Below are 20706 nucleotides of genomic sequence, written 5' to 3'. Positions count from 1 at the left end.
CGCGCGTACTTTCCTGGCTGCCGGACGGAACGGGCCATTCAGGGTGTTTCGGCTGTCGCGGAGAAATCTGCAATGTGAGCGAGTGCCTTAAAGCTTCATTCACCATTCCCGGCGATGCTGTTGGTGATTGTTTGCCGGGATGAGTGTTTATGGGACGCGACTGGACCTTCGTTAAGGGTGCGATGAGGTTTGCCACTGCCGCAGTCGTGGTGGGTGCGACGGCCGTCGGCGCCATGGCCGAAGAGCCACTGATGCGCGTCTACATGGATCATGCCCGTGTGCTGCGTCTCGATCGCCCCGTCAGCAAGGTTATCATCGGCAATGCCAAGGTCGCGGATGCAACGGTTGCCGATGCGCGCACGATCGTCCTGACGGGCCGCAGTTTCGGAACGACCAATCTGGTTCTTCTCGATGCCGATGGAAACGCGATCGTCGACGAGCGTATCCTGGTGTCGATCGACGAAGGCAACACGGTGCGTGTCTTCCGGCAGACGGACAGGTCCGTGCTGTCCTGCACGCCGAACTGCGAGGAACATTCCACGCGCGCCGACACCGGCGGCTGACGACCTGTTTCGCCTCGATCGTCCGAATATGAGAAACAGTTCAAATATTCGGCTTCGCGCACACGAAAAATAAACGGTCTACCGCCTACTCTCGCCGTGTCCAGCATTTGGGAACGGATCGCGATGTCGCTCGATCAAGACACAACAACTCGCCGACGGCCGATGAAGGGTCTGATCGGTCGCTTCTTCGCTCGCCGCGACGGCGCGACGGCGATCGAATTCACCATTCTCACGTTGCCGTTCTTCCTGATCGTTTTCGCCTCGATCGAAACGTTCGTCGCCTTTTCCGCCGAGCAGCTTCTTGCCAATGCGACCGATACCATGGCGCGCAAGATCCGCACCGGCGAGATCACCTACAATTTGGGCAGGGCCGACACCGACAAGACCGCGGGGCAGTTCCGCGCCGCCTTCTGCCAGGAAATCGCCATCATGCTGAAGTGCTCGGCGGCGGAGCTGGCGGCGCCCAACAAGCTCTGGCTGGATGTGCGCAGCTTCAAGACGTTTGCGGAAATTCCGAAATCGGTTCCCTTGACGGGCAAGGACCTCAACACGACCGATTTCAAGTTTGCCCCGGGCGGCAAGAAGTCGATCAACATCGTGCGCGCCTACTACCGCTGGGACATCGTCACGGACGTCATCCGTCCCTACCTCTCGACCGTCAAATCCGCCGACGGTAGCAAGCAGAATTACCTGATGGTCTCGACAGCCGTTATCCAGAACGAGGACTATCCGTGATGCGTACGGTCTTTTCGCCTGTGCTCGCCGGCAAGAAGGTGGCCCTGCAGGGACGCAGCCTGCTACACCGCCTCGGGCGGGACCGGCGCGGTGCGGGCGCCATCGAATTCGCGATCGTCGCACCGCTTCTAATCATGGCCTATGTCAGTGCCTTCGAGATTTCCGTCGGCATCAACATGTCGAGCAAGGTCAGCCGCGCGGCCAGCACGGTCTCCGACCTGTTGACGCAGGACACCGCAACGACCGCCGACACACTGGACACCATGAAAGAGGTCACCAAGCGCGTGATCGCCCCCTTCCAGCAGACCGAGGGATATACGCTGAAGATCACCGGCGTTGCCGTCGACAAGGATGGGAAGGCAACCGTCGCCTGGTCGCGGGATCAGGCCAAGGGACAGCCCTATGCCAAGGGGGCGACCGTGGTCCTGCCGAGCAACATTCAGGGTGCCAAGAGCCTGTTCTTCGTGCGCACGGAGCTGTCTGTGCCGTACACGATATTGCTCATGGCGCCCAATCTCTCGTCCAGGCTCAACTCGTTTCGTCTTGCCAAGACGAGTTACTTCGGTCTGCGCAAGGGCAAGGAGATCACTTGCTCGGGCTGCTGAGCCGCGCGCATGCGCTTGCCGATTTCGCTTGAACCTGCCGCTTCGCCTGTGTCATGTCACGCAATCCGTCCGCCGTTTCGGCGACATGTGACAGGTGATCCATGGCGCGAGCCTTCCTCTTCGTTCTCGACTCCTTCGGTATCGGCGGCGGGCCGGATGCGGCAGGCTTCGGCGATCTCGGTGCCGATACGCTTGGCCATATCGCCGAATTCTGTGCGGCTGGCGCAGCCGACCGGCCTGGCCTCAGGCAAGGGCCGCTGAAACTTCCCAACATGTCGGCGCTGGGTCTTCTGCACGCCGCCCGCGCCGCCACCGGCCGCTTCCCCGAGGGCATGGATGTACCGCCGCGCGTCTTCGGCTATCACGGTGCGGCAAGTGAAGTCTCCTATGGCAAGGACACCCCGTCCGGCCACTGGGAGATCGCCGGCACGCCCGTGACCTTCGACTGGGGGTATTTTCCCGCAGATGGCGGTTCCTTCGAGCCCGAACTCGTCGAGGCGATCTGCAAGGAGGGCAATGTGCCGGGCATCCTCGGCAATTGCCATGCGTCCGGCACGGATATCATCGCCCGCTACGGCCAGGCCCATATCCGCACCGGCAAGCCGATCTGCTACACCTCGTCCGATTCCGTCTTCCAGGTCGCCGCGCATGAGGGGCATTTCGGTCTCGATCGCCTGCTGGCCTTTTGCGAAACCGTGCGAAAGATCCTGGACGATCGGCCGGGTGGCCGCATCGGCCGGGTCATCGCGCGGCCCTTCGTCGGCGAGACGCCGGAGACCTTCGAGCGCACCGGCAATCGCCGCGACTACTCGGTGCTGCCACCGGAGCCGACCCTGCTCGACCGGTTGACCGAGGCCGGCCGCACGGTGCATGCCGTCGGCAAGATCGCCGATATTTTCGCCCATCAGGGCATCGGCACGCTGACCAAGGCGAACGGCAACATGGCGCTGTTCGATGCGACGCTCGCCGTCATGGACGAAGCGAAGGACGGCGATCTCGTCTTCACCAATTTTGTCGATTTCGACATGCTCTACGGCCACCGCCGCGACGTCGCGGGCTACGCCGCGGCATTGGAAGCCTTCGACCGGCGCCTGCCGGAAGTGGATCGCAAGCTGAAGCCCGGCGATATCGTCATCCTCACCGCCGATCATGGTTGCGACCCGACCTGGCGTGGCACGGACCACACGCGCGAGCGCGTGCCGATCCTGAGCTTCGGCCCCGGCATCCGCTCGCGTCTGCTCGAGACCCGCAAAACCTTCGCCGACATCGGTGAAAGCATCGCCCGCCATCTCGGCATCCCGCCAGGCCCGCACGGAAGGAGCTTTTTGTGACGAAAACCATGCCCAAGGCGGAGCTGCACTGCCATATCGAGGGCGCGACACCGCCGGCCCTGGCCCTGGCGCAGGCCGCGCGCTATGGCATCGATACCTCTGCCTTCATCCGCGATGGTGCCTATGCCTGGCAGGATTTCACGAGTTTCGTGCAAAGCTACGACGCGACGGCCAATCTCTTCCGCACGGAAGAGGATTACGCGCTGCTCGCCGAAACCTATCTCACCGAGATCGCCGAAGCCGGCGCCATCTACAGCGAGCTGATCGTCTCGCCCGATCAGGGCGACGCCGTCGGCATCGGGGCGGATGCCTATGTCCGCGGCCTCGCCGAGGGCGCCGAACGGGCGAAAGCGAAGACCGGCATCGAGACGCGCCTGCTCATCGTCGGCATCCGGCATTTCGGACCGGAGCGGGTGGTGAAGGCGGCGGAATATGCCGCGCGCCGGCCGCATCCGCTGATATCAGGCTTCAATCTCGCCGGCGAGGAGCGGATGCATCGCGTCGCCGATTTCACCCGCGCCTTCGACATTGCCCGCGATGCCGGTCTCGGCATCACCATCCATGCCGGCGAGCTTTCCGGTGCCTTCAGCGTGCGCGATGCGCTTGACCATGTGCGTCCCTCGCGCATCAGCCATGGCGTGCGCGCCATCGAGGATGCGGATCTGGTGAAGCGGCTGGCCGACGAAGGCGTGGTGCTCGAAGTCTGCCCTGGCTCGAATGTCGCGCTGAGCGTCTTTCCGGATTTCCAAAGCCACCCGCTGCGGGCCCTGCATGCGGCCGGCGTGCGTGTCACGCTCAATTCCGACGACCCGCCGTTCTTCCACACCTCGCTTGCCCGCGAATACGAGGTTGCCTCGACCGTCATGGGTTTCAGCGACGCGGACATTCTCGGCATGACGCGCACCGCCATCGAGGCGGCCTTCGTCGACGAACCGACGCGGCAGCGGCTGTTTTCGGCTCTCTGAGGGGCAAGCCGGCTGGGGATGTTGCCTGCGGCCGGCTCTCTTCTCTTGCGGCCCTCTGCCGTTCCGTGGAAAAAGGAACGTTCACTTTATTTCGGAAGGTTGGCCATGGACGGCGTCACAGTCATCGATCACCCGCTCGTGCAGCACAAGCTGACCATCATGCGCAAGAAGGAAACGTCGACCGGCAGTTTCCGTCGCCTGCTGCGCGAGATTTCCACGCTGCTCTGTTACGAGGTCACGCGCGACCTGGAGCTGACCACCGAACGCATCCAGACGCCGCTTGAGGAAATCGACGCACCGGTGCTGGAAGGCAAGAAGCTGGTCTTCGCCTCCATCCTGCGTGCCGGCAATGGCTTGCTCGAAGGCATGCTGGAACTGGTGCCGTCGGCCCGCGTCTCGCATATCGGCGTCTACCGTGATCATGAAACGCTGGAAGCCGTCGAATACTTCTTCAAGGCGCCCGATAGTATCGACGAACGCCTCGTCATCGTCGTCGACCCGATGCTGGCGACCGGCAACTCGGCGATTGCCGCCATCGACACGCTGAAGAGCCGTGGTGCGACGAACATCCGCTTCCTCTGCCTGCTGGCCGCGCCGGAAGGCATCAAGAGTTTCCGAGCCCACCATCCGGACGTGCCGGTCTACACCGCCTCCATCGACCGCCAGCTCAACGAGAAGGGCTACATCGTGCCCGGCCTCGGCGATGCCGGCGACCGCATGTACGGCACCAAGTGAGCCGTTAACCGGGCGTTCACCAAGCCAAGCGAAGATCGTGGAGAGGGGCGCCGTCGAGCGCCCCTTTTGCCGTCCGTTAGCCGGGCGCGTGTTATTTCGGGACAGATCTTTCGGAGACCTGTCCATGTCCGTCCGCAGCCTTGCCTTTGTCGCCGGTGCCGTCCTCGTCACCGCCGCCTTCGTACCCGACGTTGCGAAGCGTTATCTCGAAACGACGGGTGACAAGCCCGCTGCGAAGGTCGAGACCGTGGCGGTTCCGACCGGGCAGGGCAGCGCACGCTACACCGGCAATCGCGGCGCGGTGATCGATGCCGATCCGAACGGCCATTTCACCGGCCTCTTCGCCATCAATGGCCGCAAGGAAAAGGGCATGGTCGATACCGGCGCCAGCATGGTGGCCATCAACGTCTCGACCGCACAGCGCATTGGTATTTCCAGGACCGAGCTTGATTTCCGCTATGCCGTCGATACCGCTAACGGTAAGGCACGGGCCGCCTATATCCGCCTCGACAAGATCGAGATCGGCCCGGTGCGCCTGGAAAATATCGGCGCCATGGTGCTGGAGGACAAGGCGCTCTCCGGCACGCTGATCGGCATGAGTTTCTTGAAGGGCCTGTCGTCCTACAAGGTCGAAGACGGTAAGCTGCACCTCATACGCTGATGCGTGTGAGAATATCGCAAACGCGCATCGGCGCTTCCGGCGCGATGCCATAAAGTCCGGCAAGCCGCTCCGCACCGCGCGCCGCATCCGCCTCGTTTGCCGCGTGCACGCGGCCGATCGCGTCGCCCTTCTCCACCTTCGTTCCGAGAGGCGATAGCTGATCGAAGCCGACGCGGTGGTCGATCGCATCGTCCGGCCGGCTGCGGCCACCGCCAAGCTCGATGACGGCGAGGCCGACGCCGCGCGTATCGCAGGAAACCAGATAGCCGGCTTCAGGGGCGACAACGGCGCGCACAACCGGTGCCGTGGCCAGATAAGCGTCCGGCCGATCCATGAGGTCGGCGGGGCCGCCCAGCGCGTGGACCATGCGGCCGAAGGTTTCCGCCGCCGCACCGCTGGCAAGCGCCCGCGCCGCTTTCGCCGTGGCGGCGGCCATGTCGTTCTCCAGCCCGGACAACACCAGCATCTCCGCCGCGAAGGCGAGCACGATGCGCTCCAGCCGCGTGCCGACCTTCTCGCCCTTCAGGAAGGCGATGCAATTGGCGATCTCGACGGCATTGCCGGCGGCGTCCGCCAGCGGCTGGTTCATGTCGGTGATGAGGGCGGAGGTTTTCACGCCGGCGCCATTCGCCACCTCGACCAGCGAGCGGGCCAGCGTTTCGGCTTCGGCCGCATCCGTCATGAAGGCGCCATTGCCGACCTTCACGTCGAGCACCAGCGATTGAAGGCCGGCGGCGAGTTTTTTCGAGAGAATGGAGGCGGTGATCAGCGGCACGGAATCGACCGTCGCCGTGACGTCGCGGATGGCGTAGATGCGCTTGTCGGCCGGCGCGAGGGCCGTTGTCTGGCCGATGATCGCGCAGCCGATGTCCTTCACCGTGCGGCGGAAGAGATCGGCGGACGGCATGATCGTATAGCCGGGGATCGATTCCAGCTTGTCCAGCGTGCCGCCGGTATGGCCAAGGCCGCGGCCGGAAATCATCGGCACGGCAAGCCCGCAGGCCGCGGCGATCGGCGCCAGCATCAGCGAAACATTGTCGCCGACGCCGCCGGTCGAATGTTTGTCGGCGATCGGCCGGTCGATGTCCGACCAGTCGAGCACGTCGCCCGAATCGCGCATGGCAAGCGTCAGCGCCACGGTCTCGTCGCGCGCCATGCCCTTGAACCAGACGGCCATGGCAAAGGCCGCCACCTGTCCCTCGGAGACGCTGCCGTCCGTCACGCCGGCAATGAAGCGGGTGATCTCCTCGCGGCTGAGGGGCTCGCCGCCGCGCTTGCGGCGGATCGTCTCCTGCGGGAGCATTTAGTAGCTCGCCGGTGCCGCTGGCGCGGCCTGGCCGCCGAGCACGGACAGGATGTCGCCCAGCAGGCCGGAGGCACCGAAGCGGAACGTCTTGGGCGTCGCCCAGCCTTCGCCGAGGATGGAGGCGGCCAGTGCCAGATATTCGCCCGCATCCGTCACCGTGCGCACGCCCCCCGCCGGCTTGAAGCCGACCGGCTTGCCGCTGGCCTTGATGGCATTCAGCATGATCTCGGCCGCCTGCAGGGTGGCATTGACGGAAACCTTGCCGGTCGAGGTCTTGATGAAATCGGCGCCGGCGGTAATGGCGAGGTCGGAGGCCTCGCGGATCAATGCCGGGTCCTTGAGTTCGCCGGTTTCCAGAATGGTCTTGAGGATGACCGGCGGCGTGCAGACGGCCTTGACCGCACTCACCATGTCCGTCACGGCCCCTTCGTGGCCGGCAATGAAGTCGCGGTAGGGGATGACGAGGTCGATCTCGTCGGCGCCGTCGGCAATCGCCTGCTTGGTTTCCGCCAGCACATTGGCAACCGCCAGATCGCCGGACGGGAAGTTGACGACGGTCGCGATCTTCACCGCATGACCCGGGCCGAGAATGCCGCGCGCCTGCGCCACGAAACGCGGCCAGATGCAGATGGCGGCCGTGGTGCCGAAGGGCGTCTGCGCTTGCGCGCAGAGCTTTTCGATCGCGGCTGCGTCGCAGTCATCGGTAAGATCCGTCAGGTCGAGCAGCGAGAGTGCCCGTTTTGCCGTGTCATGCATGGTCGTTGCCTCCGCCCGCGATCATCTCGGCGAGGATGGCGGCGAGCCGCTTCCCGCCGATCGGGGCCATGTCCTTGGTTTCGTGGTGGCTGAGTTCGCCGCCCGTCATGCCGGCACCGAAATTGGTGATGACGGAGGCGGCGGCGGCCTTGAGGCCGAGATGGCGGGCAATCAGCACCTCCGGCACGGTCGACATGCCAACGGCATCCGCACCGAACACGCGCGCCATGCGAACTTCCGCCGGCGTTTCGAAATTCGGGCCGGAGAACCACATGTAGACGCCTGATGGCAGCGGGATGCCGAGCTTTTGCGCGGCAGCCTCCATGCGGGCGGCGAGATCCGCGTCATAGGCATTGGTCATGCCGACGAAGCGGTCGTCGCTGTCGATGCCGATCAGCGGATTGGCGCCGGAGAAATTGATGTGGTCGGAAATCCGCATCACCGAGCCGGGCGGCATGTCCTCGCGCAGCGACCCCGCCGAATTGGTGAGGATCAGCGAGGTGACGCCGAGCCCCTTCAGCACCTCGATCGGCGTGCGCATGGCATTGGCATCGCCGCTCTCGTAGTAGTGCACGCGCCCGGAAAGCATGATGACCGGAACGGCGCCGAGATAACCGATGACCAGCTCACCGGCATGGCCGGAGACGGAGCTGACCGGAAAACTCGGCAGGTCGGCATAGGGGATACGCAGCGCATTCTGCATGGCCTCCACCAGCGAGCCGAGGCCGGAGCCGAGCACGATGCCGGTGCGTGGCAGCACGCCGCCGAGGCGGGCGCGCAGCAGTTCTGTCGTCGAGGCACTCATCCGAGTACATCCGTCGCAAAGCTGTGCGGCAGCAGTTCGTCCATGGTCATGGTCTTCTTCACGCCGGTCTCGTCGCACAGATAGATCGGCGTCTTTGCGGTGGCGAATTCGGCGATCTTCTGCCGGCAGCCGCCGCAGGGCGGGCAGAGCGGCAGCTTCTCGGCAATCACCGCCATCTCGACGATTGTCTTGTTGCCGGCCATGATCATATGGCTGATCGCGGTCGGCTCGGCGCACCAGCCCTGCGGAAACGACAGGTTCTCGATATTGGCACCGGCATAGATCTTGCCGTCCTCGGCGCGGATCGCCGCCCCCACCGGGAACTTGGAATAGGGGGCGTGCGCGAAGGCCATCGCCGCGCGCGCTGCCTCGAAGAGGTCGTGAGACATGTTATCGCTCCTTGACGTAGGGCACGCCGCCGGCCTTCGGCGGAATGGCCTTGCCGATGAAGCCTGCAAGCAGGATCACCGTCAGGATATAGGGCAGTGCCTGCATGAGCTGTACCGGCACCTTGCCGATCAGCGGGAAGGCGTAACCCTGGTAGCGGATGGCGAAGGCATCGAGGAAGCCGAAGAGCAGGCAGGCGAAGAGAATGTTCTTCGGCCGCCACTTGGCGAAGATGAGGGCGGCGAGCGCGATGTAACCCTTGCCGGCCGTCATGCCCTTGGTGAAGCCGGCATTGGCCGCAAGCGACAGATAGGCGCCGGCAATGCCGCACAGGATGCCGCAGCAGATGACGGCGCGGTAGCGCAGCCAGATGACCGAGATACCGGCCGTATCGACCGCACCCGGATTTTCGCCGACAGCGCGCAGGCGCAGCCCGAAGCGCGTGCGGTAGAGGATCCACCAGCTCGCCGGCACCATCAGGAAGGCGAGATAGGTGAGCGGCGAGTGGCCGGACAGCAGGTTCGAATAAAGCGGCCCGAGGATCGGCACCTCGCGCAACGCATCGGCAAAGGGCAGCTTGATCGTGCCGAAGCGGCCGCTTTCCATCAAGGCCGGCGTGCGCCCGCCCTGGCGGAACCAGGCTTCGCCGAGAATGACGGTCGAGCCGGCGACGACGAAGTTGATGGCGACGCCCGAGACGATCTGGCTGCCGCGCTGGGTGATCGAGGCGTAGCCATGCACCAGCGAGAGCAGCACGGAGACGAGGATGGCCGCCCCGAGGCCCATCGCCACGGACTGCGTGAGGAAGGCGACGGTGCCGGCGGCGAAGGCCGCCCCCAGCATCTTGCCCTCGAGCCCGATGTCGAAGACGCCGGCGCGTTCGGTAAAGAGGCCGGCAAGCGCGGCAAGGATCAGCGGCGTCGAGACGCGGACGGTCGACTGCGCGAGTTCGATGAAGACCTGAAAGAAATCCATGGCGATCAGGCTCCCTTCGTGGCGGCGGCTTGGCGGCCCTTGGGCGAGAGCCCGAAGATGATCCGCGTGATGGCCGGGCGGAACATGTGTTCGAGCGCGCCGGCAAAGAGGATGACGAGACCCTGGATGATGACGATCATGTCGCGCGAGATGGAGGGCATCTCGAAGGAGATTTCCGCCCCGCCCTGGTAGAGCATGCCGAACAGCAGCGCCGCCGGGATGATGCCCGCCGGATGCGAGCGGCCGATGAGCGCGACGGCAATGCCGACGAAGCCCGCGCCCTGCACGAAATCGAGCTGCATGCGGAACTGCTCGCCCATGATCGGGTTCAGCGCCATCATGCCGGCAAGCGCGCCGGAAATCATCATGGTGATGACGATGATCTTCGCCTCCTTGATGCCGGCATAACGCGCGGCGGCCGGGCTGTGGCCCATCGTGCGCATTTCATAACCAAGCTTGGTGCGCCAGATCAGCACCCACACGCCGAAGGCCGCGAGAAGTGCGAGCAGAAAGGAGATGTTGAAGGGCGCATTGCCGACGGAAAGGCCGAAGATCGACATCAGCCAGTCGAGTTTCGGCAGTTGCCCGCCGGTCTCGAAGGTACGGGTTTCGAGCGACATCGAGCCGAGCGGCTTGAACACCCGGTTGAGCAGGTAGTTCATCAGGCTGGCAGCGATGAAGTTGAACATGATCGTCGTGATGACGATATGGCTGCCGCGCTTGGCCTGCAGCCAGCCGGGGATCATCGCCCAGAGCGCGCCGAAGAAGGCGGCGCCGATGACGGCGATCGGGAAGAGCAGGTACCACGGCAGCACGCGGTCGAAGGAGAGACAGGCAAGGGCCACCCCGATGCCGCCGATATAGGCCTGACCCTCGCCGCCGATGTTGAACAGGCCGCAATGGAAGGCGACGGCAACGGCGAGGCCGGTGAAGATAAAGGTCGTCGTATAGTAGAGCGTGAAGCCGATATATTCGCCGCGCCCGAAGGCGCCGTTGATCATGTGATAGGCGGCCTCCAGCGGGCTTTCGCCGACGATCAGCACGACGAGGCCGGAAATCAGGAAGGCGACGGCGAGATTGACCAGCGGGATCAGGCCATATTCGGCCCAGGCCGGCAGTTTCGCGTGAGGGACACTCATTCCGCGGCCTCCTTCCGGCCTTCCACACCGGCCATCAACAGGCCGAGTTCTCCTTCGGTGGCATCCGGCATGCGCTCACCGACGACACGGCCGGCAAACATCACCAGAATCCGGTCCGACAGCGCGCGAATCTCGTCGAGCTCCACCGAGACGAGCAGCACCGCCTTGCCCTGGTCGCGCATCTCGATGATGCGCTTGTGAATGAATTCGATGGCGCCGACATCGACGCCGCGCGTCGGCTGGCCGATGATCAGCACGTCCGGCCCGCGCTCCATCTCGCGCGCCAAGACGATCTTCTGCTGGTTGCCGCCGGAGAAGTTGGCGGTCTTCAGCCGCGGGTTCGGCGGGCGGATGTCATAGGCGGCGATCTTCTCCTCCGCGTCGGCGCGGATCGCGTCCACGTCGAGCAGCAGGCCCTTCCGGTATTTCGGGTCGTCGTGATAGCCGAGGATGGCGTTCTCGCTCTCCTCGAATTTCAGCACGAGACCGACATGATGGCGGTCCTCCGGCACATGGGCGAGGCCGCGCTTGCGCAGCTCGGCCGGGTCGACATGGCCGGTAACGTCGATGGCGCTGCCATTGAGCGACACGGTGCCGGATTTGGCGCGGCGGATACCGGAGATCGCCTCCAGCAGTTCCGACTGGCCGTTGCCGGCCACGCCCGCAATGCCGACGATCTCACCGGCGCGAATGTCGAAGGAGACATCGTCCACCATCGTCACGCCGCGGCTGTCGCGCACCGTGAGGTTCTTGACCGAGAGCTTGACGTCGGCCGGCTTCGCCTCGCCCTTTTCGACACGCAGCAGAACGCGGCGGCCGACCATCAGCTCTGCGAGTTCTTCAACGGACGTGTCCTTTGTCGTGCGCGTCGCCACCATCTCACCGCGGCGCATGACGGAGACCTCGTCGGTGATCGCCATGATCTCGCGCAGCTTGTGGGTGATGAGCAGCACCGTCTTGCCCTCGGCCTTCAGCTGCTCGAGGATGCGGAACAGGTGGTCGGCTTCCGCCGGCGTCAGCACGCCCGTCGGCTCGTCGAGAATGAGGATGTCGGCCCGGCGATAGAGCGCTTTCAGGATTTCCACGCGCTGCTGCAGGCCGACCGGCAGTTCCTCGATGACCGCGTCCGGATCGACCTCCAGCGCATAGTCTTTTTCGAGCCGTTTCAGCTCGGCGCGCGCCTTGGTGATGCTGGCGTTGAGGATCTGGCTCTCTTCCGCGCCGAGCATGATGTTTTCCAGCACGGTGAAGTTTTCCACCAGCATGAAGTGCTGGTGCACCATGCCGATGCCGGCGGCGATGGCGGCATTCGGATCACGGATCTTGATCGTCTTTCCATCGATGACGATGTCGCCGTGATCGGCCTGATAGAAGCCGTAGAGGATCGACATGAGGGTGGATTTGCCGGCGCCGTTTTCGCCGATGATACCGTGAATGGTGCCCTTGCGGACCTTCAGGTTGATATTCCGGTTGGCGTGGACGAGGCCGAAGCTCTTGTCGATGCCCTTCAGTTCGATTGCCAGTTCGCTCATGATGATCCACTCTTACGGGGATTTTGGGCCTGTCGGCCTAGTCTTGTTGCTTCCGCCGCCCTTGTCCAGTCCGATTGCGGCCGACGCCGGTGGCGGCTATAGCTCCGGGCGCCCGGTATTCGACCGACGAGGACAGCCATGACCACTTCCGACGACATCCAGGCCGCGCGCATCGCCCGCCTCGAAGAGCATGCCGCCCACCAGGCAAAAACGATCGAGGAGCTCTCCGATCAGCTCGCCGAACAATGGCGTGTGGTCGATCAGCTCCGGACGAAGCTCGACCGGTTGACGGAACGGTTCCTCACACTCGAAGAGGGGTCTCTCGAAGCCCCGGCCATCACCCGCCCGCCGCACTATTGAGGTCGCAGCCGGGGCAGGACGGAATCGGCCCGTCTGCTTGCGCAAACGGGCCGTGAATGCCGCTTAGTAGGGGCAGGTCTCGTCCGACATGTAGTCGTGCACCTTGACGGCACCGCTGTCGATGTCGGCGCGCGCCTTGTCGATCGCAGCCTTCATTTCGGCCGTGATGAGGGGCGCGTTGTTGTCGTCCATCGCGACGTCGACGCCGCTTTCCTTGAGGCCGAGCACGTTGACGCCCGGCTTGAACGTGTCGTTCTTGGCGGTGATGAAGGCGTCGTAGACGGCAACGTCGACGCGCTTGACCATCGAGGTCAGAACCTTGCCCGGATGCAGGCCGTTCTGGTTGGAATCGACGCCGATGCCGAGTTTTCCGGCGTCAGCCGCCGCCTGGAGCACGCCAACGCCCGTGCCGCCGGCCGCGTGGTAGACCACGTCGGACCCCTGGTCGAACTGGGACTTTGCGATTTCGCCGCCCTTGACCGGGTCGTTCCAGGCGTCCGGCGTCGTGCCTGTATAGGCTTCGAGCACCTTGATGTCGGGGCCGAGCGACTTGGCGCCGCCGATATAGCCGCAGGCGAATTTGTGGATCAGCGGGATGTCCATGCCGCCGACGAAGGACACGGTCTTCGTCTTGGAGGCCATGCCGGCCAGGATGCCGGCGAGCCAGCCGCCTTCTTCTTCCTTGAAGACGACCGAGCGCACATTCGGCTTGTCGACGACCATGTCGATGATGGCGAACTTGATGTCCGGATATTCCACGGCGACCTTCTCAAGCGCCGCGGACCAGGAGAAGCCGGCCATCACGATCGGGTTGTTGCCGTCGCCGGCGAAGCGGCGGAGTGCCTGCTCGCGCTGCGCGTCGTTGGCGATTTCGAAGTCGCGATATTCGATGCCGGTCTCGGCCTTGAACTTTTCCGCGCCATTGTAGGCTGCTTCGTTGAACGACTTGTCGAACTTGCCGCCCAGGTCATAGATGATTGCCGGCTTGATATCGGCGGCGAATGCAGTGGCCGACATGGCAGCCGTGGCAAGAAGGGTGAGAAGGGTTTTTTTCATTGTGCAGCCCTGTTCGCTATTGATCTTATAGGGACCTTCCGGGCAGCGCCTGCAGGAGCGCACACCGGAGCCACCGACCCTTTCCCCTGGGTCAGGCTGGCGGCATCCTTGCACGGCTCCGGGAAAAATTCACCAGAAATTTTTCAGTTGGTAAAAAATAGAAGCCGTTGCGAAGAGAGGGGAGATCCTCTTTCGCAACGGCTTGAAAGCAGCGAATTTTATCGGGCGGTCAGCCGATCGCGCAGCTGACGCCGGTGCCGCGAAGGTTGCAATAGCCGCCCGGATTCTTGGCGAGATACTGCTGGTGAACCTCTTCGGCGAAATACAGCGGACCCGCCTTGGCGATTTCCGTCGTGATGCGGTCGGTGCGCCCGGCGGCTGTCAGCGCCGCCTGGTAGACGTCGCGGGCGCGGTGCGCCACGGCAAGGTCTGCTTCGTCGTCGAGATAGATCGCCGAGCGGTAGGTCGTGCCGATATCGTTGCCCTGGCGCATGCCCTGCGTCGGGTCGTGCGCCTCGAAGAAGGCCTTCAGCAGGGTCTCGAGCGTGACCACCGCGGGATCATAAACGACAAGCACGACTTCGGTATGGCCGGTCAGCCCCGTCGTGGTCTCGTGATAGGTCGGGTTGGGCGTGATGCCGCCGGAATAGCCGGCCGCCGTCACCCACACGCCGGGGATCTTCCAGAGCAGCCGCTCGGCGCCCCAGAAGCAGCCCATGCCGAGCAGCACGGTCTTGAACCCTTCGGGATAGGGGCCCTGAAGCGCGCGGCCATTGACGAAATGGGTGGCGGATGTGGGGATGGGCTGGTCGCGGCCGGGCAGGGCAGCTTCGGGCGCAGGCATGGTGGTCTTCTTGTTGAACATGTCGATCAGGAACATCGTGGCCTCCTGGCCGGGGCCGCATCGAGCGCGGCGGGTTGTGATATCAGGCGGTGAAGCGGCCGGCGATCGGTTGGCGCTTGTAGGCGATCACCCAGAAGAACAGCGAGATGGCGAGCAGCACGGCAAAGGCCGGCTGCGACAGCACCCACATGGCCGCCGGGTCCCAGGCATAGGGATGCAGGTTGCGCATGATGCCGTCGGCAACGAGCGCGATCGTGTCCGGGCTCGCCGTGCTCCAGGCGACCGCGAGCGGCGTCAGCACCGGCTCGGAGGCCGAGACGGACTGGATCGCGTCGATCGTTCCCGCCATCACGGCAATGACCAATGCGATCAGGCTGATGGTCTTCAGGATGAACCGTATCATCGCGCCCCTCCCGGTATCGCCGCCGGAGCGTCCATTTTGCCCCCGCTTCCTTCTGCCTATAAATAGGAAGACGGCCAAACTTCTGCAATCCTTCGCGTCGTTCTCCGAAAGAACCTTCAAAAAACTGTCAGAAAGCGGTTGATCCCGCGTGAAACCTCGGTATATATCGCGCCGTCTCGCCGGAATGGAAACAGGAAAGCGACCCGCGCCGGATTGACCAACGGCAGCGAGCGGACGGACAGGTGGCCGAGTGGTTGAAGGCGCACGCCTGGAAAGTGTGTATAGGGGAGACTCTATCGCGGGTTCGAATCCCGCTCTGTCCGCCATCACCCCCTGCTAAGCCAGCATTCTACCCAAAACCGATTTGGCTGCCAAAGCTGATGCCTCGTCGAGAGGCGATTCCAGTCCATCCGCCCGCCATTGCTCCCGGAGATATGGCAGGGTCAATGTGGCAGCACCTACGTCAATTTTAATAGCGCCACCTCCGCACCAAGCGTAGAGTCTGCATATCGGCAGCATCTAAACGCGCCATAACATTCACAAAAAGCGCTGATGTCCTTGCCAGAAGTCAGGAGACTTCGATGCACTCAACACAGCTTGAACCCAATGAGCTATCTGCCGTGAAGCTGATATTCGACGATATCGCCGCACAGGAATGGTTCGACAAGAGTGAGGAAGCACGGTCGTCCTTCGCGCGCTACCTGATCGATACCTACTCGATCGGCCAGATCGAGCCGGCGCGGTTTCGCAAGATCGTCGAATGCTCGGCGCGTATGCATTACAGCCGCGCGCGATAGACGCTGCCATCCGGGGGGATGCACGGGGCTCGGCTTCAGAAATGAGCCGGGTCCCGTGATGTCACGTGGGCTTGCGCGACCTTCAGCTTGTGCCCGACATCGACGATCGCGCTGAGTGCCGGCACCAGCTCCTGTCCAAGCCCTGTCAGCGCATATTCCACGGACGGCGGGGTGGTCGGCTGGATGGTGCGGGTGATCACGCCGCGGCTTTCCAGTTCGCGCAGGCGCTGCGAAAGCACCTTTGCCGAGATCGGCGGAATATCGATCCGCAGTTCGCTGAACCGGCGCGGGCCGGCCCGCAGGTGCCAGATGACGTTTGGCGCCCAGGCGCCGGCGATGATCGTCATGCACTCGGTCAAGAGGCAGGGCTCCGGCGGGGGCGTGCTGCGGTTCTTTCGGATCTTGAGGCTCATGATGCGGACCGGTTACCACGGAGAAACGAGGATATGAAGTAACTGATAGAAACTTGGTTGGCAATAGAAACCGAAGCCCCTAGCTTCGCGCCATTGTCAAAGAAAGGTCTGTCCATGTTGCTCTACTTCAAACCCGCCGCCTGCTCGCTCGCGTCGCGCATCGTGCTCCTCGAACTCGGCCTGCCCTTCGAGGCGGTCGAGGTCGACACGCAGGCCGGTCGAACGAAGGCCGGCGCCGACTATCGTCGCGCCAACCCCAAGGGCTACGTGCCGGCGCTCGAGATCGAGCCCGGCGTCGTCATCACGGAAAATCCGGCGGTGCTGCAATATCTGGCCGACCGCGCGCCAGAAGCCCGGCTTGCGCCCGCTGCCGGAACGCTGGACAGGGTCCGCCTGCAGGAATGGCTGAACTTCATCTCCGCGGAACTGCACAAGGCGTTCAGCCCCTATTTCCACGGTCATGCCCTGGAGGCATCCGAGAAGGCACGCGTGGAGGCGACGCTCCTCCGTCGTATCGACGACGTGGAAACGGGCCTTGCCGACGGTCGCTCGTTCCTGCTCGGTGAGACCTTTTCCGTCGCCGACGCCTATCTGTTCGTCGTGCTCAACTGGACGAATTTCATCGGCGTCGATCTCGCACGCTGGCCCCGCATCAGCGCCTTCATGAAGCGGATGCTGGCGCGACCGGCAGTGCGCAAGGCGCTCGCCGCCGAAGGCCTGCTGCAGGACGAGGCAGCCTGATGCGCGGGGCGTTCCACGACATCAGCGCCGTTCTCCAGGATTATTTCGACGCGCTCTATTTTTGCGACGTCGAGACGCTGGAGCGTGTTTTCCACCCGCAGGCCATCTATGCGACGGCGGACGAGACGCCGCTTCTCTACCGCACCATGGCGGAATACGTGCCGGTCGTGGCCGCCCGGCAATCGCCGGCCTCGCGCAACGAAGCCCGGCGTGACCATATCGACGCGATCGACATCGCCGGAGACAACACCGCCGTGGCGCGTGTGCGCTGCTCGATCGGCAGCCGGGATTTCGTCGATTTTCTCACGCTCGTGCGCACGGACGGCCAATGGCGGATCATCGCCAAGGTTTTCCAGATCATCGAGCGGCAAACGCAGGAGTAGCCCAATGCCCTATGTCAACATCAAGATCACCCGCGAGGGCGCGACGCCCGCGCAGAAAGCCGAACTGATCAAGGGGGTGACCGATCTTCTCGTGCGGGTGCTCGACAAGAATCCCGCCACCACCTTCGTCGTCATCGATGAGGTGGCGATGGAGGATTGGGGCGTCGGAGGCCTTCCCGTCGAGGCCTATCGAACGTCGCTCAAATCATCCTCGTAACGGCGTCGAAGCGGCCGGCAGGGCGCCTGTTCTCAGGCAAGCCATGCCGGCAGGCGCGGCGGCACGCGGCCGGTCAGGGCGGCCTCGATACAGTCGGCGAGGTTGCTGAAGCGGACGGTGCGGCCGGAGAGACCCGGGCCGTAATGGGCGTATTTGCCGGAATTGGTGATGAGGGCACGCGTCTTTGTCGGGAAAACCGGTTCGGAGATCGAGCACCAGCAAAGGTCCGGCAGGACCTGTACGCCGCTGGCCGTGAGCCGGGCAATGATGTCGCCGGCGTCCGCCATGACGTCCCGGCCGGCGGTGACGATGACGGTCACGTCCGCGTGGCGCTTGCGCGCGCCAAGCGCATCCGCCACGGCGCGGCATTCCGACAGCGAGGCATGCGGGCTGCCGATGGCGACGAGTTCCACCGCCTCCGGCCCATCGTTGAACATGGTCCAGACGTCGATCATGTCGGCGCGGGTGATCGTCGCCGTATCGGCCTGCGGTGCGGCGGCACCGTCTGCCTCAGGCGTCACGCCCTCGATATGCAGCATGGGCGCGGCAGAGGTGGTGCCGAAGGCCGCGCACAGCGCCTTGAGGTCGTCCGGCGTGGGGCTCGCGGCAGCAAGGCCGCGCAGCACGGGAATACGGTCGGGCGCGACACGGCCGGCGAGATAGCCGACGATCGGCCAGAAAGCGTCGTCGACAGCGTCGGGCAGGTCGACATCGATGATGCGCTTCGCCTTGCGGTGTTCGTCAAGATAGACGCCGGACAGCGGAGCGCGACCCGTCAAGGCGATGCAGAGATCGAGGAAATCGGGATGTTTTGCCGTGCGGGCGCCGAGCACCGTGTTGGCAAAGATCACCGCATTGGATTCCGCCCAGGCAATCGCCTCGCCGGTTTTCGGCGCGCTGTCGAGCAGATAGGGTGAACAGGTGAAGGTCGGGCGGCAGCCCATGCGCACATAGGCGTCGGCCAGGCGGGCGGCGGGGTCGCCGAAATCCTGCGGCACGCCCTGCTGTTGCCAGTTGACGCGGTCGACGGAAATGGCGTTCATGGTGGTCGGCACGCGCACCCTGGCGCCCATGTCGGCCATCTTTTCCGCAAAGGTCAGGTTGGCGGGGCTGGCATAGATGCAGCCGTCGATATGGCCCTGCACCACGTCGATCAGCTTTGTCGCGCCCTGCTGCGCAGCCATGGCGGCGGTGATGCGCAGAGCAAGTTGCACCGCGACGCCATCGCGGCCGTCGAGCATGGCGCGGTCATCCGCGGTGAGGTCGAGCGCCGATGTAGCCGGTGGGGCAACGGGAATGGTCAGCCCATCAGCGACGATTTCGGTCTCGCTGATGGTTGCCGTCCCGGCGCGACAGAGCGCGTCATAGGCGCCGTGTGACAGGCGCAGCACCGGCAGCGACTTGCCGAACATTTCCGCGGCGATCAGCGCACCGAGGGTGAGCACGTCCTCCGCCTCGCTGAAGATGAGGGCGGCGGGCGCGCGGCCGGTCAGCGCCAGGTCGAGGAGCACGCCGGAGCCGGTGCACGAGCCGCGGCTCGAGGGCATCATCAGGATGCCGCCGGTAATCGTCACGCCATGCAGCGGGTGGTGCACGTCGATGACCTTGCCGGTGGCCGGATCGACGCCGCCCCAGAAACTCAACGCCTCTCCCGCCGCGATGATCGGGCCGGAGGCGGTGCCGGCGAGGATGCTGCGGGCGGAGAGATCGGTCATGGGGCGGCTCCTGTGCGGTTGGACCTGTCAGAAACGTTGCGGCGAGAAGGCGGCGATGTCGATGGCTGTGCGGTCGTTCGTCAACAGGTCGGCGACGAGCCGTGCTGTGCCCGCCGACTGGGTGAGGCCGAGATGGCCGTGACCGAAGGCATAGACGACCCGCGGCGTCGCGCGGGCGCGGCCGATCGCCGGCAGGCTGTCGGGCAGCGACGGGCGAAAACCCATCCACTGCACGCCGCCCTGCGACTTCAGGCCGGGCAGGAAGCTGCGCGCCTTTTCCAGCATGGCTTCCGACCGGCGGAAGTTCGGCGGTAGCTTCAGTCCGCCAAGCTCCACCGCGCCGCCAACGCGGATGCCGGTCGAAAGCCGGGTAACGACGAAGCCGTGACCGCCGAAGGTCACCTGCGTGCGCAGGTCGAAGGCGTCGATGGGCAACGTCGTGTTGTAACCGCGCTCGGTTTCGAGCGGGATGGTTTCGCCAAGCGAGCGCGCGACCTGATGGGAGAAGGCGCCGGCCGCCAGCACGACGTTTTGTGCCCGCAGCGTCCGGCCATCGGTGGTGCGAATTTCCACGCCGCCCTCGATCGGGTGCAGGCCGGAAACCTCCGCGCGTTCGATCGTGCCGCCCTGCGCGCTAAAATGCTCGGCGAGCGCCAGCGTATAGAGTTTGGGATCGGCGATGGAGTACCAGCCGGGCGTGAACGTGCCATGTGTGAAGCGGGGCGCGAGGCCGGGCTGGATTATCGCCATGTCGGCGGCGCCCATGTGGCGGAATTCGACGCCGTGCTGTTCGCGTGCCTTCCAGCCGGGCAGCGCGGCGTTGAGCTCGGCCTGGCTCTCATAGACCTGGAGGTTACCCTCCTTGCGCAGCATCGCGATGGTGCCGGTCTGCGTGAGGAACGGTTCCAGCTCGGCCTTGGACAGGTCCATCAACGCCGTCTGTGCCGCCGTGGAATGGGCGACGCGGCCTGCCGAACAGGCGCGCCAGAAGCGGAACATCCACGGTGCGATCTGGAACGCGTAGGACGGCGGCACGCTGAGCGGCCCGAGCGGATCGAGCAGCCATTTCGGCGCTTTCTTCAGGATGCCCGGCGAGGCGAGCGGCAGGATGTCGGTGAAGGCGAAGGCACCGGCATTGCCGGCAGAAGCACCGGCGGCGGGCGCCTCGCGTTCCAGCACGGTGACGGAGAGGCCGCGGGCCTGCGCGGCGATGGCCGCGGAAAGCCCGACCACGCCGGCGCCGATGACGACGACGCCGGGCTGGATTCCAGTGTTCATCATG

The 20706-nt window shown here is 64.5% G+C and carries 25 protein-coding genes and 1 tRNA gene; 13 read left to right on the top strand and 13 right to left on the bottom strand.

Annotated elements, in window-relative coordinates; translation table 11 throughout:
* Positions 1-149: 149 nt before the first annotated feature.
* The 7 genes from GR138_RS07420 to GR138_RS07390 all read left to right on the top strand — a co-directional run bounded on the left by GR138_RS07420 (position 150) and on the right by GR138_RS07390 (position 5595).
* A complete protein-coding gene (locus GR138_RS07420) occupies positions 150-563 on the top strand; it encodes a pilus assembly protein N-terminal domain-containing protein (protein ID WP_420853622.1) in 414 nt (137 codons plus the stop codon).
* A 123-nt stretch (positions 564-686) separates the two neighbouring features.
* Positions 687-1298, top strand: a complete 612-nt coding sequence (locus GR138_RS07415) for a TadE/TadG family type IV pilus assembly protein (protein WP_160857960.1) — start codon at positions 687-689, stop codon at positions 1296-1298.
* Complete coding sequence (locus tag GR138_RS07410) at positions 1298-1903, top strand: TadE/TadG family type IV pilus assembly protein (protein ID WP_160857959.1); 606 nt, start codon at positions 1298-1300, stop codon at positions 1901-1903. Before GR138_RS07415 ends, GR138_RS07410 begins: the two co-directional genes overlap by 1 nt.
* 101 nt (positions 1904-2004) lie before the next feature.
* Positions 2005-3234, top strand: coding sequence for a phosphopentomutase (locus GR138_RS07405; RefSeq protein WP_160857958.1), 1230 nt, complete (start codon positions 2005-2007; stop codon positions 3232-3234).
* An 8-nt stretch (positions 3235-3242) separates the two neighbouring features.
* Complete coding sequence (locus GR138_RS07400) at positions 3243-4199, top strand: adenosine deaminase (RefSeq protein ID WP_202402565.1); 957 nt, start codon at positions 3243-3245, stop codon at positions 4197-4199.
* 105 nt (positions 4200-4304) lie between these two features.
* Positions 4305-4934, top strand: a complete 630-nt coding sequence (gene upp, locus GR138_RS07395; RefSeq protein ID WP_160857956.1) for a uracil phosphoribosyltransferase — start codon at positions 4305-4307, stop codon at positions 4932-4934.
* A gap of 124 nt (positions 4935-5058) precedes the next feature.
* Positions 5059-5595 carry a TIGR02281 family clan AA aspartic protease gene (locus GR138_RS07390; RefSeq protein WP_160857955.1) on the top strand — a complete coding sequence of 179 codons (537 nt, stop codon included), beginning with the start codon at positions 5059-5061 and terminating at the stop codon, positions 5593-5595.
* On the opposite strand, the gene deoA is transcribed toward GR138_RS07390, so the two are convergent.
* Genes deoA through GR138_RS07355 form a run of 7 tightly spaced genes read right to left on the bottom strand, consistent with a single transcriptional unit; the run spans position 5585 to position 12495 of the window.
* Positions 5585-6898, bottom strand: a complete 1314-nt coding sequence (deoA, locus tag GR138_RS07385) for a thymidine phosphorylase (protein WP_160857954.1) — start codon at positions 6896-6898, stop codon at positions 5585-5587. The two genes, GR138_RS07390 and deoA, sit on opposite strands and share 11 nt — an antisense overlap.
* On the bottom strand, positions 6899-7657 hold the full coding sequence (gene deoC, locus GR138_RS07380; RefSeq protein ID WP_160857953.1) for a deoxyribose-phosphate aldolase: 759 nt from the start codon (positions 7655-7657) through the stop codon (positions 6899-6901).
* Positions 7650-8462 carry a purine-nucleoside phosphorylase gene (locus tag GR138_RS07375; RefSeq protein WP_160857952.1) on the bottom strand — a complete coding sequence of 271 codons (813 nt, stop codon included), beginning with the start codon at positions 8460-8462 and terminating at the stop codon, positions 7650-7652. The genes deoC and GR138_RS07375 overlap by 8 nt, the downstream gene beginning before the upstream one ends.
* On the bottom strand, positions 8459-8851 hold the full coding sequence (locus GR138_RS07370; protein ID WP_160857951.1) for a cytidine deaminase: 393 nt from the start codon (positions 8849-8851) through the stop codon (positions 8459-8461). Before GR138_RS07370 ends, GR138_RS07375 begins: the two co-directional genes overlap by 4 nt.
* Position 8852: 1 nt before the next feature.
* Positions 8853-9824, bottom strand: a complete 972-nt coding sequence (locus tag GR138_RS07365) for an ABC transporter permease (RefSeq protein ID WP_160857950.1) — start codon at positions 9822-9824, stop codon at positions 8853-8855.
* Positions 9825-9829: 5 nt separating this feature from the next.
* Entirely contained in the window at positions 9830-10963 is a 1134-nt protein-coding gene (locus GR138_RS07360; protein ID WP_160857949.1) for an ABC transporter permease, read from the bottom strand.
* Positions 10960-12495 carry an ABC transporter ATP-binding protein gene (locus GR138_RS07355; RefSeq protein WP_160857948.1) on the bottom strand — a complete coding sequence of 512 codons (1536 nt, stop codon included), beginning with the start codon at positions 12493-12495 and terminating at the stop codon, positions 10960-10962. The genes GR138_RS07360 and GR138_RS07355 overlap by 4 nt, the downstream gene beginning before the upstream one ends.
* A gap of 138 nt (positions 12496-12633) precedes the next feature.
* Between GR138_RS07355 and GR138_RS07350 the strand changes: the two genes are divergently transcribed.
* The gene (locus tag GR138_RS07350) at positions 12634-12855 is read left to right on the top strand and encodes a SlyX family protein (RefSeq protein ID WP_160857947.1); all 222 of its coding nucleotides are present in this window, start codon (positions 12634-12636) and stop codon (positions 12853-12855) included.
* 63 nt (positions 12856-12918) lie between these two features.
* On the opposite strand, the gene GR138_RS07345 is transcribed toward GR138_RS07350, so the two are convergent.
* The 3 genes from GR138_RS07345 to GR138_RS07335 all read right to left on the bottom strand — a co-directional run bounded on the left by GR138_RS07345 (position 12919) and on the right by GR138_RS07335 (position 15158).
* Positions 12919-13911 (bottom strand): BMP family lipoprotein, encoded by a 993-nt coding sequence (locus GR138_RS07345; RefSeq protein WP_160857946.1) that lies wholly within the window; start codon positions 13909-13911, stop codon positions 12919-12921.
* Positions 13912-14140: 229 nt separating this feature from the next.
* Complete coding sequence (gene msrA / locus GR138_RS07340) at positions 14141-14791, bottom strand: peptide-methionine (S)-S-oxide reductase MsrA (protein ID WP_160857945.1); 651 nt, start codon at positions 14789-14791, stop codon at positions 14141-14143.
* Positions 14792-14837: 46 nt separating this feature from the next.
* Positions 14838-15158 (bottom strand): hypothetical protein, encoded by a 321-nt coding sequence (locus tag GR138_RS07335; protein ID WP_202402536.1) that lies wholly within the window; start codon positions 15156-15158, stop codon positions 14838-14840.
* Between the two features lie 236 nt (positions 15159-15394).
* Between GR138_RS07335 and GR138_RS07330 the strand changes: the two genes are divergently transcribed.
* Together GR138_RS07330 and GR138_RS07325 are read left to right on the top strand one after the other, a co-directional pair.
* A tRNA-Ser gene (locus GR138_RS07330) sits at positions 15395-15484 on the top strand.
* Positions 15485-15739: 255 nt separating this feature from the next.
* Positions 15740-15955, top strand: coding sequence for a hypothetical protein (locus tag GR138_RS07325; protein WP_160857944.1), 216 nt, complete (start codon positions 15740-15742; stop codon positions 15953-15955).
* A gap of 35 nt (positions 15956-15990) precedes the next feature.
* Here the strand turns inward: GR138_RS07325 and GR138_RS07320 are convergent, their stop codons facing one another.
* Positions 15991-16368 carry a winged helix-turn-helix transcriptional regulator gene (locus GR138_RS07320; protein WP_160857943.1) on the bottom strand — a complete coding sequence of 126 codons (378 nt, stop codon included), beginning with the start codon at positions 16366-16368 and terminating at the stop codon, positions 15991-15993.
* 114 nt (positions 16369-16482) lie between these two features.
* On the opposite strand from GR138_RS07320, the gene gstA reads away from it, so the two are divergent.
* From gstA to GR138_RS07305, 3 genes are read left to right on the top strand one after another with little or no spacing between them, the layout of a single operon-like run.
* The gene (gene gstA, locus GR138_RS07315; RefSeq protein ID WP_160857942.1) at positions 16483-17109 is read left to right on the top strand and encodes a glutathione transferase GstA; all 627 of its coding nucleotides are present in this window, start codon (positions 16483-16485) and stop codon (positions 17107-17109) included.
* Complete coding sequence (locus tag GR138_RS07310) at positions 17109-17492, top strand: nuclear transport factor 2 family protein (protein WP_160857941.1); 384 nt, start codon at positions 17109-17111, stop codon at positions 17490-17492. The genes gstA and GR138_RS07310 overlap by 1 nt, the downstream gene beginning before the upstream one ends.
* Before the next feature lie 4 nt (positions 17493-17496).
* Entirely contained in the window at positions 17497-17709 is a 213-nt protein-coding gene (locus GR138_RS07305; RefSeq protein WP_160857940.1) for a tautomerase family protein, read from the top strand.
* A gap of 32 nt (positions 17710-17741) precedes the next feature.
* On the opposite strand, the gene lhpI is transcribed toward GR138_RS07305, so the two are convergent.
* Complete coding sequence (gene lhpI / locus GR138_RS07300) at positions 17742-19424, bottom strand: cis-3-hydroxy-L-proline dehydratase (RefSeq protein ID WP_160857939.1); 1683 nt, start codon at positions 19422-19424, stop codon at positions 17742-17744.
* 27 nt (positions 19425-19451) lie between these two features.
* Positions 19452-20702, bottom strand: coding sequence for an NAD(P)/FAD-dependent oxidoreductase (locus GR138_RS07295; RefSeq protein WP_160857938.1), 1251 nt, complete (start codon positions 20700-20702; stop codon positions 19452-19454).
* Between the last annotated feature and the right edge of the window lie 4 nt (positions 20703-20706).

The organism is Shinella kummerowiae (assembly GCF_009827055.1).
Classification (GTDB): domain Bacteria; phylum Pseudomonadota; class Alphaproteobacteria; order Rhizobiales; family Rhizobiaceae; genus Shinella; species Shinella kummerowiae.
The sequence above is the reverse complement of the archived record's forward strand: the minus strand, read 5'-3'. Positions and strand labels throughout refer to the sequence as shown.